12 protein-coding genes are annotated in these 13,206 nt (G+C 59.2%); 1 reads left to right on the forward strand and 11 read right to left on the reverse strand.

Annotated features, from left to right (window positions below; genetic code table 11):
- Positions 1-144 precede the first annotated feature (144 nt).
- The 6 genes from HU773_RS11930 to HU773_RS11955 form a co-directional block, all read right to left on the reverse strand.
- Entirely contained in the window at positions 145-912 is a 768-nt protein-coding gene (locus HU773_RS11930; protein WP_057439666.1) for an SDR family oxidoreductase, read from the reverse strand.
- 17 nt (positions 913-929) lie between these two features.
- A complete protein-coding gene (locus HU773_RS11935) occupies positions 930-1,997 on the reverse strand; it encodes a phosphotransferase family protein (protein WP_120732624.1) in 1,068 nt (355 codons plus the stop codon).
- Between the two features lie 129 nt (positions 1,998-2,126).
- Positions 2,127-3,080 (reverse strand): 2-hydroxyacid dehydrogenase, encoded by a 954-nt coding sequence (locus HU773_RS11940; RefSeq protein WP_057959824.1) that lies wholly within the window; start codon positions 3,078-3,080, stop codon positions 2,127-2,129.
- Between the two features lie 156 nt (positions 3,081-3,236).
- Positions 3,237-3,668 (reverse strand): hypothetical protein, encoded by a 432-nt coding sequence (locus HU773_RS11945; RefSeq protein ID WP_057959823.1) that lies wholly within the window; start codon positions 3,666-3,668, stop codon positions 3,237-3,239.
- 79 nt (positions 3,669-3,747) lie between these two features.
- Entirely contained in the window at positions 3,748-4,242 is a 495-nt protein-coding gene (locus tag HU773_RS11950) for a DUF4822 domain-containing protein (protein ID WP_057959822.1), read from the reverse strand.
- A 316-nt stretch (positions 4,243-4,558) separates the two neighbouring features.
- On the reverse strand, positions 4,559-4,753 hold the full coding sequence (locus tag HU773_RS11955; RefSeq protein ID WP_057439662.1) for a hypothetical protein: 195 nt from the start codon (positions 4,751-4,753) through the stop codon (positions 4,559-4,561).
- A 237-nt stretch (positions 4,754-4,990) separates the two neighbouring features.
- On the opposite strand from HU773_RS11955, the gene HU773_RS11960 reads away from it, so the two are divergent.
- Positions 4,991-6,268 (forward strand): HAAAP family serine/threonine permease, encoded by a 1,278-nt coding sequence (locus tag HU773_RS11960; RefSeq protein ID WP_057439661.1) that lies wholly within the window; start codon positions 4,991-4,993, stop codon positions 6,266-6,268.
- Between the two features lie 42 nt (positions 6,269-6,310).
- Here the strand turns inward: HU773_RS11960 and HU773_RS11965 are convergent, their stop codons facing one another.
- The 5 genes from HU773_RS11965 to acnB form a co-directional block, all read right to left on the reverse strand.
- Entirely contained in the window at positions 6,311-6,889 is a 579-nt protein-coding gene (locus HU773_RS11965; RefSeq protein ID WP_057439660.1) for an acyl-homoserine-lactone synthase, read from the reverse strand.
- Positions 6,890-6,916: 27 nt separating this feature from the next.
- On the reverse strand, positions 6,917-7,642 hold the full coding sequence (locus tag HU773_RS11970) for an autoinducer binding domain-containing protein (protein WP_057959820.1): 726 nt from the start codon (positions 7,640-7,642) through the stop codon (positions 6,917-6,919).
- 119 nt (positions 7,643-7,761) lie between these two features.
- Complete coding sequence (locus tag HU773_RS11975) at positions 7,762-9,033, reverse strand: glycosyltransferase (RefSeq protein WP_186625857.1); 1,272 nt, start codon at positions 9,031-9,033, stop codon at positions 7,762-7,764.
- Positions 9,034-9,058: 25 nt separating this feature from the next.
- Positions 9,059-9,952, reverse strand: a complete 894-nt coding sequence (locus HU773_RS11980; protein ID WP_115128033.1) for an alpha/beta fold hydrolase — start codon at positions 9,950-9,952, stop codon at positions 9,059-9,061.
- Between the two features lie 315 nt (positions 9,953-10,267).
- Entirely contained in the window at positions 10,268-12,877 is a 2,610-nt protein-coding gene (gene acnB, locus HU773_RS11985; protein ID WP_057439657.1) for a bifunctional aconitate hydratase 2/2-methylisocitrate dehydratase, read from the reverse strand.
- Positions 12,878-13,206 lie beyond the last annotated feature (329 nt).

Raw genomic sequence — 13,206 nt, forward strand, 5'->3', positions numbered from 1 at the left:
TTCTGCCAAGGTTACTCGTATGTACCGGCCACGCCGATCAAAAATGTGGGAGCGGGCTTGCTCGCGAAAGCAGTGGGTCAGTCAACATCAATGTTTGCTGGGCCGACGTCTTCGCGAGCAAGCCCGCTCCCACACAAGCGTGGGTCAGGAGAGGAAGCCACCGTCCACATTCAGCGAAACACCCGTGGTGTAGGTCGAGGCATCGCTGGCCAGGTACAGCACCGCGCCGGCCATTTCACTGGGGTCGGCCACGCGCTTGAGCGGGATCTGGGCCAGGGCCATGTTCAGGATCGACTCGTTTTTCACCAGGGCCGAGGCAAACTTGGTGTCGGTCAGGCCCGGCAGCAGGGCGTTGCAGCGGATGCCGAACGGCGCGCATTCCTTGGCAAACACCTTGGTCATATTGATCACGGCGGCCTTGGTCACCGAGTAGATGCCCTGGAAGTGCCCCGGGGAAATGCCGTTGATCGAGGCCACGTTGATGATGCTGCCGCCACCGTTGTCACGCATCAGCTTGCCGGCTTCCACTGACATGAAGAAGTAGCCACGGATGTTCACGTCGACGGTTTTCTGGAACGCGCCGAGGTCGGTGTCCAGCACGTTGCAGAACTGGGGGTTGGTCGCGGCGTTGTTGACCAGGATGTCCAGGCGCCCGAACTGCTGGCGAATGCCGGCAAACACCTCGCTGATCTGCTCCATCTCGCCGATATGGCAGGCAATGGCCGTGGCCTTGCCGCCGGCGGCGATGATTGCATCGGCCACGTGCTGGCAGCCGTCGATCTTGCGGCTCGAGACAATCACGTGGGCACCTTGCTGGGCCAGCAGCTTGGCGATGGCCTCACCAATGCCACGGCTGGCCCCGGAAACAAACGCGATCTTGCCATCGAGGTCGAACAGATGAGTCTTGGACATGGTGGTTCCTTGTCGGGTCAGAGGGTGGATTTGTGGATGACGTTCAGACTCATCTGTTCCAGCAGCGTGTTCATGCGGATGAACTGCGCGAAACGTTTGTCCTGGGTCTGGCCATGGAAGAAGCGGTAGTAGATCTGCTGCACGATGCCGGCCAGACGGAACAGGCCGTAGGTGTAGTAGAAGTCGAAATTGTCGATCTGGATGCCGGAGCGCTCGGCGTAGTAATCGACAAACTGGCGGCGGGTCAGCATGCCGGGGGCGTTGCTCGGTTGGCGGCGCATCAGTTGCACGGGCGCCGGGTCGGCGGCTTCGATCCAGTAGGCGAGGCTGTTGCCCAGGTCCATCAGCGGGTCGCCCAGGGTGGTCAGCTCCCAATCCAGCACGCCAATGATTTGCATCGGGTTGTTGGGGTCGAGGATCACATTGTCGAAGCGATAGTCGTTGTGCACGATGCTCGAGGTCGGATGATCGGCGGGCATCTTGTCGTTGAGCCAGGCACGCACGGCTTCCCATTTCGGGGCGTCGGGGGTCAGGGCTTTTTCGTAGCGCTCGCTCCAGCCGCGAATCTGGCGTTGCACATAACCTTCAGGCTTGCCCAGGTCGGCCAGGCCGCACGCGCTGTAGTCGACCTGGTGCAGTTCGACGAACTTGTCGATAAAGCTCTTGCACAAGGCTTCGGTGCGCGCCGCGTCCAGGCCCAGCTCCGGCGGCAGGTCCGAGCGCAGGATGATGCCCTTGACCCGTTCCATCACGTAAAACTCGGCGCCGATCACCGATTCGTCGGTGCAGTGCACGTAGGCTTTGGGGCAATAGGGGAAGCCATCCTTGAGCTGGTTGAGGATGCGGAACTCACGGCCCATGTCATGGGCCGACTTGGCCTTGTGGCCAAACGGCGGGCGGCGCAGGACGAATTCCTGTTCGGGGTATTCCAGCAGGTAGGTCAGGTTGGAGGCGCCGCCTGGAAACTGGCTGATTCTGGCGCTGCCACTCAGGCCTGGGATATGGGCCTTGAGGTAGGGGTCGATGAGGCTGGCATCCAGTTCTTCGCCTGGGCGAATCTGGGTGGATTGGTCATTGAGCGCCATGCTTATCCCTTTTGCTTATTCTTGAGGCCTTGGACTATTGGCTAATCTAATGCGCACAGCCAACCTGCCACAAGGCTGTGGTGGCTTAATAGGCTAGCGTGTTGGACGACAATCAGCGTGCCTGATCGGTCATTTTTCGGGCGGGGGCAAGGCAACCGGTGTGAGTACCGGGCGCCCGGCGAAGTGTTCCACGAGGTTTTCGGCGACCCTTTGCACGGTGTCATGGGCCGCTTCGGGCGACAGGCCGGCGACATGGGAGGTGAGCACCGTATTGCCCAGGCGCTTGAGGGCGTCGGGCACCTGGGGCTCGTCGTCGAACACATCCAGGGCCGCGCCGCCGATACGGCGTTGCTCAAGGGCGGCCACCAGGTCGGCGGTCACCACCACGCTGCCGCGGCCGATGTTCACCAGGTAGCCGTGGGGTCCCAAGGCGTCCAGGGCCTGGCGGTCGATCAGGTGGTACGTGCCGACGCCGCCGGGGGTGGCCAGCACCAGGAAGTCCGAGTTACGCGCCAGTTCCACGGCGCTGGCGCAGTAGGTGTAGTCCACGTCATCGCGGGGCTGGCGGTTGTGATAACTGACTTCCATGCCAAACCCGAGGGCGGCGCGCCTGGCGATCTCCAGGCCTACCGCGCCGAGGCCGAGGATGCCCAGCTGTTTGCCGGCGAGGGACGGGCGCATCACCTTGGGCCATTCGCCACGTCGCACGGCCGCGTCTGTCTGGGGAATGCCGCGTACCAGCGCCAGCAACAAGGCCATGGCGTGGTCGGCCACTGAGGGCGCGTTTACCCCGGCACCGTTGGTGACCACAATCTTGCGATTGCTCGCCGCCTGCAGGTCGACATGCTCATAGCCGGCACCGATCACGCAGATGATTTCCAGCAGTGGCAGGGCGGCGATCTCCTCGGCATACAACCCCAGTGGACCACGGGTCAGCACGGCACGGATCTGCCCGCCATGGGTCTTGATCGCCTGGGCGCGTTCTGCGGGGGTTGGCGCCAGAATCACATGAAAGTCGTTGCTCTCGATGATGGGCAGGTATTCATTGATGGTTTCAACCAGGACCAGAACAGTGGCGGGCATGGGGCAGCTCTTGTTGTGGGGTTTGATCTCTGGAGTATGCGGTATTTTTTGTAGTACGAATGCCCGCAGATGAAAGATGCTTCCTCGATGGGAGGCCTTGGCATGGGGATGCCAGCGTCGGCGCAGGCTGCAGACGCTGGGCATTCGTGGGGGGCGTTACTGGGTTTGTCTTACCTTGTTCTGTTCTGCCTGGGCGATTTCCCGGAAATCATAGGTGGGGAAAAACTCGGTCCGGTAGGTGCCCCATGCAGCATTTTCCAGTGCCAGATTGACCGCTGACAACCGAGAGGCGGGTAGGCGCAGGACGATGACTTGGCCGATTCCCATGGTGATGTTCCAACTGACGACTTCTACTCCCTCCGGTGGAAATACTTTGTAGAAATCCTGCTTGGCGAGTTGCGCCCTTAGTTCGCTTAATGGGCGGGATTGATCATGTTTGAGAAATACCGTCAACATAATTGCATTTTCGGGTGTGGCGTGCGGTATTTTTGCTGTCGCGGGGGCTGAGGGTTGCGCATTGGCGCCGCTGGAAAGAAGGGCGGACAACCATACGGTGGATATTAATAACGACTTGAGTTGAGTTTTCATAAGAGGCGTCTTTTTATTGTTTTATGGATTTTTGAAGTAAGTAGTCAAAGCCTGATGGTATCTGGCAGGTCAAGAATACTCAGTGGGAGGTGGAGGTTTTGATCGGCCCGTTGTAAGGCGCATGGACCACGTAGATACGAACTTTCTCGTTGGTCTCGACCATGTCCCGGGGCACTTCCCGCGAATAGGTGAACTCTTGGTTGTTGAGGACCTCAAGCCGCCTGACCACTGTTCTGGCAGGGCCCTTGTCTGGTACCAGGATATGGGTGGTTTTGTCGCCTGTGACCAGAAAGTAACCGCCACCGCCATTGTCATACTTTGACAGCCCGGTGTCGGCATAGAAAAACTCATAGCGATTACGCTCGGGGTCCCACATGGAGATGCCAACCACGCCCGGATACTTGTCCTTGACGTCAATTTGCGGGGCGCCTTCTATATAGACTTTGGTGGTCAGCCACTGGGGCGAAGAAGCGAGTGCGCGGATGTCGGAGTTTGTCGATTGTGCCTGGCTGGAAAGTGGAGCGAGCAGTCCAGCGAGAAGTAGACCTGTAAAAACGGCATGGCATTTTCGCATTGGATAATTCCTACATGGGGCGTGGGTTTTTATTCTTGTATTTGGTTGGGTATTGCTTGGGCCCGGCAGTGACGGAATATAAATGTGCTGGCAGGTGCTATCAATGCCTGGGTATATGTTTGTAACAAATCCATGGGCAATCATTTAAAAAATATTCAAATGCTCGCTGTGAAGTAGGGGGATTCCTACAAATAAGCTGGTGAGATATAGATTGCGATAAGTATATAAATTCTATGTTTAAAGGGGCGGCTATCTATAGGGTTGTTGCCTGATTAAACGCATTTGCGCCACCCCCATTCCTCAGTTTCGCCAATCTTTAGCCGATTCGCGGGGTGGGTATCAGTGTGTTGCGAGGCTTGGGCGCGGCGGCGTATTCAATGCCGTTGAATGTGAAGGTGTCAGACTGTTGTTGCTTGGGCTTGTCTTGGGCGGCGATTTGATCGGCGATGTGGGTCGATACGCTATCGACCAACTGGCCAGCGTTGAAAATGTTCAGGCTTGAAGTCGTCATGCTTGAATCTCCAGGTTTTGTAGTAGAGCTTGCATTGAGTGGGCGATGGGGGCGTAACGTTCCTGATTCCAACAATTTGTGGTCAATCGACTGGCTCTGCTCCGTACAACCATTCCTCAGCTAAGTCTTTGCTTATTCAAGTGAATCCCGGACAATCGCGCCCCTGTTACGGTCGTGGCGCTGCCTGTCAGGTTTTTCTGACTCGCCGCGATCGTATGAAAGTGGAGAACCGAGCGGATGAATGATCAGGCCAATAGCGTCGATGAACGCTACGCAACGACACCTGTAACCCTCACGGGCTGGAGCCGCCAGGACACGACCTGGATGCTTGGCCTGTTCGGCACGGCGATTGGCGCCGGCACCTTGTTTCTGCCCATCAACGCAGGCCTGGGCGGCTTCTGGCCGTTGCTGATCCTCGCGCTGTTGGCGTTCCCCATGACCTACTACGCACACCGTGGCCTGACCCGCTTTGTGCTGTCGGGGCGTGCGGGCTCGGACATCACTGAGGTGGTTGAAGAGCATTTCGGCATCAAGGCCGGTGCTTTGATCACCTTGCTGTACTTCTTTGCGATCTTCCCGATCCTGCTGATCTACAGCGTGGCGCTGACCAATACCGTCGCAAGCTTTATGTCGCACCAACTGCACATCGAGCCACCGCCACGGGCGCTGCTGTCGTTTGTGCTGATCCTGGGCCTGCTGGCCGTGGTGCGTTGCGGCGAGCAGGTGATCGTCAAGGCCATGAGCCTGATGGTCTATCCGTTTATTGTTGCCTTGCTGTTTCTGGCGGTGTACCTGGTTCCGCACTGGAATGGCGGCATCCTCAGCACGGCCAGCACCGTTCCGGCACCGTCGGCGCTGCTGCACACCCTGTGGCTGGCGATTCCGGTGATGGTGTTCTCGTTCAACCACTCGCCGATCATCTCGGCCTTCGCCGTTGACCAGAAACGCCAGTACGGCGCCCACGCCGAAGAGCGCAGCTCGCAGATCCTGTCCCGTGCCCACTTGTTGATGGTGGCGATGGTGATGTTCTTCGTGTTCAGCTGTGTGCTGACCCTGTCACCGGCCCAACTGGCCGAAGCCAAGGCGCAGAACCTGTCGATCCTGTCTTACCTGGCCAACCACTTCGATAACCCGACCATCGCCTTTGCCGCGCCATTGATTGCGTTTGTGGCGATTGCCAAGTCCTTCCTGGGCCACTACATCGGCGCCAGCGAAGGCCTCAAGGGCCTGATCGTCAAGAGCGGCCGCCGCCCGGGCGCCAAGGCCCTGGACCGCATGACTGCTGGCTTTATGCTGGTGGTGTGCTGGATCATCGCCACCCTGAACCCGAGCATCCTGGGGATGATCGAGACCCTGGGTGGGCCGATCATTGCTTCGATCCTGTTCCTGATGCCGATGTACGCGATCCGCAAGGTGCCGGCCATGGCCAAGTACCGTGGGCAGATGTCCAATGTGTTCGTGACCCTGGTCGGCCTGGTCGCCATCTCTTCGCTGATTTACTCGCTGATCCCTTGATGTGATCAGCGCCGGCGACCTCGGCGTTACTCATATCTCTAGCTAGGCAACGGCCGAATCAGCGTGCAGCGCGATTCGGCCGTTTTTCTGCCAGGCCGGAAAACTCAGTGCTACCACATGGTCGTTGTTCACGCGTTGCGGGGCGCCGAGGCGACTCAATTGCACGCCATTTTTCAGGAAATAACGCTCCAGCGCTGGAGTGGTCACTGCCACCACCTGATTGGCGCCGTGGCTCCAGGCATGGTGCAGGCTGTTCCACCAGACGCGCATCGGTAGGGTGCCTTTCTCCAGGGCGCGGGCGGCAAAACGCGACACTTCCCAGGTGTCACGGCTGCGCGGGCTTGGCTGGTCGCACAGAAACCCGAAGACTTCCGACAGTAGATAAGGTTGGGTGGTCGGCAACAGCCGTGCGCAACCGCAGACCTGGCCTTTTGTGTCCAGGGCGAGGATATGGCGCGTGTCGGCCTGGTCGAACTGATCGAATTCACGTTGGGGCCGGGCGTGGGTGGAGTCCAGCTGCCAACCCAGTTGCTCGATGAACACTTCGTGTCGATAGCGGCCCAGGTCGTCCTCAAGGGCTGCAGACAGTTCATGGTGATGGCGGGTGATGATGCTGATCATTGGATGTCCTTATCGTGATCGTCGGGCCTAGATCAGGCCCAGTGCGGCGGCATAGGCAGCCGCCAGTGTCTTGTTGGCTGCGCCGAATTTCTTCTGGATGGTCTTGAGGTGAAAGTTCACCGTGTTGATGGAGATGGTCAGGATCAGCGCGATCTCGCCTGAACTCTTGCCGTCGGCGGTCCACTGCAAAATTTCCCGCTCACGCAGGCTGAGGCAGACCGACGGGTGGGCGCGTTCGTTATGGCCCAGATCTGTCAGGCGCAGCGTCACCTGTTCGAGGATGCAGCGCAGGCGCAATTGAATTTCGTCGCTTTCAGCCCGCGAAATAGGATCCTGGCGCCGGGCCACGGACAGTACCCGCAGCGAGTGATCGTGGCTGCGAATCGGCAGCGTGGCGCCGATGCACAGACCCCAATCCCGAGCTTCCAACCATAGCTTGCGGCTGTTTTCAAACAGTGCGTCGTTCCACAGCACCATCTCGGTGGAACGCAAGCCACTGAGGATCGACGGATCGACAGCCGCGTAGTTTTGCTCCTGGTAATGTTCCAGCCACCTTTCGGGGTAAGAGCCGTGAATCTCGGTTTTTGGTCGGGTAAAAGGGGTCAGGTGGCGTACGGCATAGGCGTAATACTCGAACCCCAATTGCAACACTTCCCGCTCCAGCAGCGCGAACACTTGTGCTCCTCCCTGTTGCTTGAGCATCTCTATCCGCAAGCGATTCCACCAGCGGATGAGGTCGTTTTCCTTCTCCATGGACAGTCGCCTCGATTCCTGGAACCTTTGGCAATCTAGCCCACGTGATCTTTCTGTCAAACTTTTCCGGTGCTTTGCCGACGGCTCTGGCACGGCACTTTTGCCCAAGAGGCCGGTGTTTATGACGCTTGGCGCAGGCGAGGTATTGAATGGTGCGCGTGGCACTGTTCAATGGCCTTGACCGCTGTTTCACAGGACGCCGCATCGGCGGGCATCAGGCTGCTCGCCCGAGCACAGGCCTGTTGCAATCGGGTGTCGTGTAGCAGCGCTGTGATCGCCCCTTGCAGGTCTTGTCTGTCCAAGGGCAGGGCAAGACGTATTCCGCACCCCATGCGCACCAGTCGTTCGGCGTTATCGAACTGGTCATGGGCGATCGGCAGGACAATCTGTGGGATGCCGGCAGCCAGCGCCAGGCTCATGGCGCCAATGCCGCCGGGGTGGACCAGCCCGGCTGCGCGGGGCAGCAGCGAACTCATCGGCAAAAACGGACGTTGCATCACCGTGGGCGGCAAATCGCTGGTCACCGGCCGATCACCGGTCAGAAAAATACCGCGTGCGCCGACCCTGTGCAGCGCTTCCAGGGCGAAGTGATAAAACTGCTGGTCAAAGTGCTCAGTGGAGCCTTGGGTGAAAACCACGGGGGGCGGTCCGGCATCGAGGAAGGCCCGGGTCTGTTCATCGAGCCCCAGGGTGCCACCATCGAACAGTGGGAAGCCAGCCATGTGCAGGGGCTGCGGCCAGTCTTGCTGGACGGGGGCGAACCATTCGGGGAACAGGCAAATCACGCCTTGGGGGGCATGCATCCATTGGCTGAAGATGTTCTTCACCGCGCCCGGCAATCCGTGTTTGCGGCGCAGGGCATTGATTTGTGGGGCACAGGTCCGGTCCAGGCTCAGGTATTCGATCCCGCGCCAGAGCAATTTGCGCACCGTCAAGGGCAGGCGACGTGACACGTTGAAAGTGGGGTGTACAGGCGGTAAATGTGCCGACAGTAGGGTTGAAGGGGACACTTGGACCGAGAGGTAAGGGAAACCGTATTTTTCATGGGCTATACGTGCACCCAGGGCCCACAGTGAGCCGACCACTACCCTATCGTCAGTGTTATGCGCGGTTACATAATCGTAGACCGGCTCTAATAGGCCTGCGATGGCTTGCCACAACACGCTGAAGGAAGTCTTCGGATCCCACAGGCGGGGATCGCCCATGGCAGCGTTGTAGGTCGCCTCATCGCATAACGGCACGAAGTCCAGGCCCCGGGCCTCGATGGTGCGTTGAAACGCCGGCATGCTGCACAAGGTTACCTGATGACCGCGTAGGGTCAGTGCCGCGCCCAGGCCGATAAAGGGAAAAACGTCACCGGCCGAACCGATGGCAATCATGATTACTCGCATCATCCACATCCTTGTTCAAAAGTGCTCAGGCGAAGCTCAACTGCGCTCGGTGAGGGGGCGCCATGCAAAACGCCTCTGGCCGGGCGTCGCGATGCGTCAGCAAATGGCCGAGCAACGCGCGGTGCACGCCGTTGGCCGCAGCCCTGGATTCCAGATCCAGAAAGTGCCCGCTGCTCTCGGCCGTGGAGAAGCTGCAGTCGCGGATGTACTGCTTGAAGCGCTGCACGTCCATGGCGCTGGTGTATTCGTCCCAGGCACCGTTCAAAAAGTGCACGTGGCTGTCGATGTTCGAAAGCTGGGGCAGGTATGCCCCTTCATTGAGCTTGAGGGCCTGGTCGATATGGAATCGCGCCTGATGCTGCTCGGCGTTGATCAACTGCGCCATGTGCTGTTGATTGGCACTCTTGAGGCGGGGCGGCAGGTGCTTGCCCAGCGTCTGGTTGAGCAAGTGCCCGATACCCGCGTTGTCATCCCGGGCCATGAGTGCCTGGGCGCCGCTGACGTAGTCGAGCATCGGACCATTGAGGCCGGGAGCGAATGACATCACCACCGAGCTTTCGACGTTGTCCGGCTTCTGGGCGAGGGCCAGCAAGGTCGACAGGCCGCCCCAGGATGCGGAAACCAGATGGTGAATATTGAAGCCTTCGATCAAGGCCAGCAGGATCTGGACTTCATCGTCCTTGGTCACCAGGCACCGATTCGGGTTGTGAGCCCGGGAGTTTCCGGCGAATGGCAAGTCAAACAGCACCACGTTGAAGTGTTCGGCCAGGCACTTGCTGGTACGGGCAAAGGCCGAGGTTGTGGCCATGGCGCCATTGACCAGCAGCACATTCTTTTTATCGGGGGCATCGCCGATTTGTTCCACCGACACCGCATAGTCCTTGAAGACGTTCTTGATCACATATTGATTGCGCCACATAACACACCTCCATTAAGCACTTAAAAACGGGTGAGAGCGCCCCTGCCACCGGGTACGGGCATCGACGACGAGGCTTGGCTGTTTTTATTAGAAGTCGTACGGCATACAGCGCGAGTACATCCAAAGCAGGCGGATCCCATGACGCGGGCATCAGGGTGTGGAGAGTTTCGGCCTTCAAGGCGCGGCGGGACAACTACCTGATCTGGTAGGTCGTTGGAGAAAGGCCGTCGACAGCCAGTGCCCGGCAGGTTTTTCCAGGCATAAAAAAACGCCGCGTATCTTGCGATACGCGGCGTTCTTCACATCAACACACCGTTAGGCTTGAACCACCGGAATGTTGGCGCTTGCTGCGATTTTACGGAACTCGGCGATCTGGTCGAAGTTCAGGTAGCGGTAGACGTCACTGGCCATGGTGTCCAGTTTCGCTGCGTAGCCCATGTACTCTTCGACGGTCGGCAGGCGACCCAGGGTGGAGGCGACTGCCGCCAACTCGGCCGATGCCAGGTAGACGTTCGCGCCATCACCCAGACGGTTCGGGAAGTTACGGGTCGACGTCGACACTACGGTCGAATTCGGCTCAACACGTGCCTGGTTACCCATGCACAGCGAGCAGCCCGGCATTTCCATGCGCGCGCCAGCCTTGCCGTAGATGCCGTAGTAGCCTTCTTCGGTCAGTTGGTGAGCGTCCATCTTGGTCGGCGGCGACAGCCACAGACGGGTTGGCAGCTGACCCTTGACCTGTTCCAGCAACTTGCCGGCAGCGCGGAAGTGACCGATGTTGGTCATGCACGAACCGATAAACACTTCGTCGATCTTCTCGCCAGCGACGCTGGACAGCAGACGGGCGTCGTCCGGGTCGTTTGGCGCGCAGAGGATTGGCTCGTTGATTTCGGCCAGGTCGATCTCGATGACTTCGGCGTATTCGGCGTCGGCATCGGCTTCCATCAGCTCAGGGTTGGCAACCCAGGCTTCCATCGCTTGGGCACGACGTTCCAGGGTACGCGCATCACCGTAGCCTTCACCGATCATCCAGCGCAGCAGGGTGATGTTGGAGTTCAGGTACTCGGTGACGGAGTCTTTCGACAGCTTGATGGTGCAACCGGCAGCCGAACGTTCGGCCGAGGCGTCGGACAGCTCGAAAGCCTGCTCCAGCGTCAGGTCGTTCAGGCCTTCGATTTCCAGGATGCGGCCGGAGAAGGCGTTTTTCTTGCCTTTCTTCTCAACGGTCAGCAGGCCGGACTGGATTGCGTAGTAAGGAATGGCATGAACCAGGTCACGCAGGGTGATGCCAGGTTTCATCTTGCCTTTGAAACGCACCAGGATCGACTCAGGCATGTCCAGTGGCATTACGCCAGTGGCTGCGGCGAACGCTACCAGGCCAGAACCGGCCGGGAACGAAATGCCCATCGGGAAACGGGTGTGGGAGTCACCACCGGTACCCACGGTGTCCGGCAGCAGCATGCGGTTCAGCCAGCTGTGGATGATGCCGTCGCCTGGACGCAGCGATACACCGCCACGGGTCATGATGAAGTCAGGCAGGGTGTGGTGGGTGGTCACGTCGATCGGCTTTGGATAGGCCGCGGTGTGGCAGAAGGACTGCATCACCAGATCGGTGGAGAAGCCCAGGCACGCCAGGTCTTTCAGTTCGTCACGGGTCATTGGACCGGTGGTGTCCTGGGAACCCACGGTGGTCATCTTCGGTTCGCAGTAGGTACCTGGACGAACGCCTTTGCCTTCCGGCAGGCCGCAGGCCTTGCCGACCATTTTCTGGGCCAGGGTGAAACCCTTGCCAGTGTCGACCGGTGCTTCAGGCAGCTTGAACAGGTCGGTAGGGCCAAGACCCAGCTCAGCGCGAGCCTTGTCGGTCAGGCCACGGCCGATGATCAGCGGGATACGGCCGCCGGCACGGACTTCGTCCAACAGGACCGGGGTCTTCATTTCGAAGGTGGTCAGGACTTCGTCGGTGCCGTGTTTGCACACTTTGCCAGCATGCGGGTACAGGTCGATCACGTCGCCCATGTGCATGTTGGTGACGTCGAATTCGATTGGCAGTGCGCCAGCATCTTCCATGGTGTTGTAGAAGATGGGAGCGATCTTGCTGCCGAAGCAGAAGCCACCAGCGCGCTTGTTAGGCACGTACGGGACGTCGTCGCCGAAGAACCACAGCACCGAGTTGGTTGCCGACTTACGGGACGAACCGGTACCGACCACGTCACCGACGTAAGCGATCGGGAAGCCCTGGCCGCGCATTTCTTCGATCTGCTTCATCGGGCCGGTCTTGCCTTGCTCGTCCGGCACGATGCCTTCACGGGCCATTTTCAGCATGGCCAGGGCGTGCAGCGGGATGTCAGGACGGGACCAGGCATCGGGAGCAGGGGACAGGTCGTCGGTGTTGGTTTCGCCGGTGACCTTGAACACGCGCAGGCTGATCTTGTCGGCCAGGGTCGGGCGGTTCTTGAACCACTCGCCGTCGGCCCAGGACTGGATCACTTCCTTGGCGTGCGTGTTGCCGTTCTTGGCTTTTTCCGCGACGTCGTGGAATGCATCGAACATCAGCAGGGTGTGCTTGAGCTGGGCAGCTGCAACGGCGGCCAGTTCAGCGTCGTCCAGCAGCTCGACCAGGGTCACGATGTTGTAGCCGCCTTGCATGGTGCCAAGCAGTTCAACCGCGCGCTTTTTGTCGATCAGGGGGGAAGACACTTCGCCCTTGGCCAGGGCAGACAGGAAACCGGCCTTGACGTAGGCAGCTTCGTCAACGCCTGGTGGAATGCGGTTGGTGATCAGGTCAACGAGAAACTCTTCTTCGCCAGCCGGGGGATTTTTCAGCAGCTCGACCAGGCCTGCGGTTTGTTCGGCGTTTAGCGGCTGGGGAACGATACCCAGGGCTGCACGCTCTTCGATATGTTTGCGGTAGGCTTCAAGCACAGTTATTACCCTCATCAGTGGTCCCACGGGACGCTCATCCAGACATGCACGGCACGCATGCGCTCGGGGGCTTTTTGGGCCGTAGAGCCAGCGCTGCCGGCATTTCTCACAGAAGCTGCTTTCAAAGTTTTACGCCTGCAGAACGGAGCTGATGAGGGTTGGTGCTGGTTATTTGGAGGGTAAATAACCAGCGCCAACACCGTTCTGAAGGAACGACTGTGCTCGTGACGCTTTGAAAACAGCTTCCAACGGATTATTTGGCGCCTTACAAGGCCGGATGATTCTACGGCAAAAAATTTCTAAAGGTAAGTTGCCGCAGCAAGTTTGCA

This window comes from Pseudomonas shahriarae, assembly GCF_014268455.2.
In the GTDB taxonomy this organism is placed as follows: domain Bacteria; phylum Pseudomonadota; class Gammaproteobacteria; order Pseudomonadales; family Pseudomonadaceae; genus Aquipseudomonas; species Aquipseudomonas shahriarae.

Bases quoted from the DNA above. Each gene is read 5' to 3' on its own strand.
- HU773_RS11970 (WP_057959820.1), bottom strand. From the start codon at position 7,642: ATGGAGAAGGAAAACGACCTCATCCGCTGGTGGAATCGCTTGCGGATA.
- HU773_RS11980 (WP_115128033.1), bottom strand. From the start codon at position 9,952: ATGTGGCGCAATCAATATGTGATCAAGAACGTCTTCAAGGACTATGCG.
- HU773_RS11930 (WP_057439666.1), bottom strand. From the start codon at position 912: ATGTCCAAGACTCATCTGTTCGACCTCGATGGCAAGATCGCGTTTGTT.
- HU773_RS11945 (WP_057959823.1), bottom strand. From the start codon at position 3,668: ATGAAAACTCAACTCAAGTCGTTATTAATATCCACCGTATGGTTGTCC.
- HU773_RS11965 (WP_057439660.1), bottom strand. From the start codon at position 6,889: ATGATCAGCATCATCACCCGCCATCACCATGAACTGTCTGCAGCCCTT.
- HU773_RS11975 (WP_186625857.1), bottom strand. From the start codon at position 9,033: ATGCGAGTAATCATGATTGCCATCGGTTCGGCCGGTGACGTTTTTCCC.
- HU773_RS11940 (WP_057959824.1), bottom strand. From the start codon at position 3,080: ATGCCCGCCACTGTTCTGGTCCTGGTTGAAACCATCAATGAATACCTG.
- HU773_RS11955 (WP_057439662.1), bottom strand. From the start codon at position 4,753: ATGACGACTTCAAGCCTGAACATTTTCAACGCTGGCCAGTTGGTCGAT.
- HU773_RS11935 (WP_120732624.1), bottom strand. From the start codon at position 1,997: ATGGCGCTCAATGACCAATCCACCCAGATTCGCCCAGGCGAAGAACTG.
- HU773_RS11950 (WP_057959822.1), bottom strand. From the start codon at position 4,242: ATGCGAAAATGCCATGCCGTTTTTACAGGTCTACTTCTCGCTGGACTG.
- HU773_RS11960 (WP_057439661.1), top strand. From the start codon at position 4,991: ATGAATGATCAGGCCAATAGCGTCGATGAACGCTACGCAACGACACCT.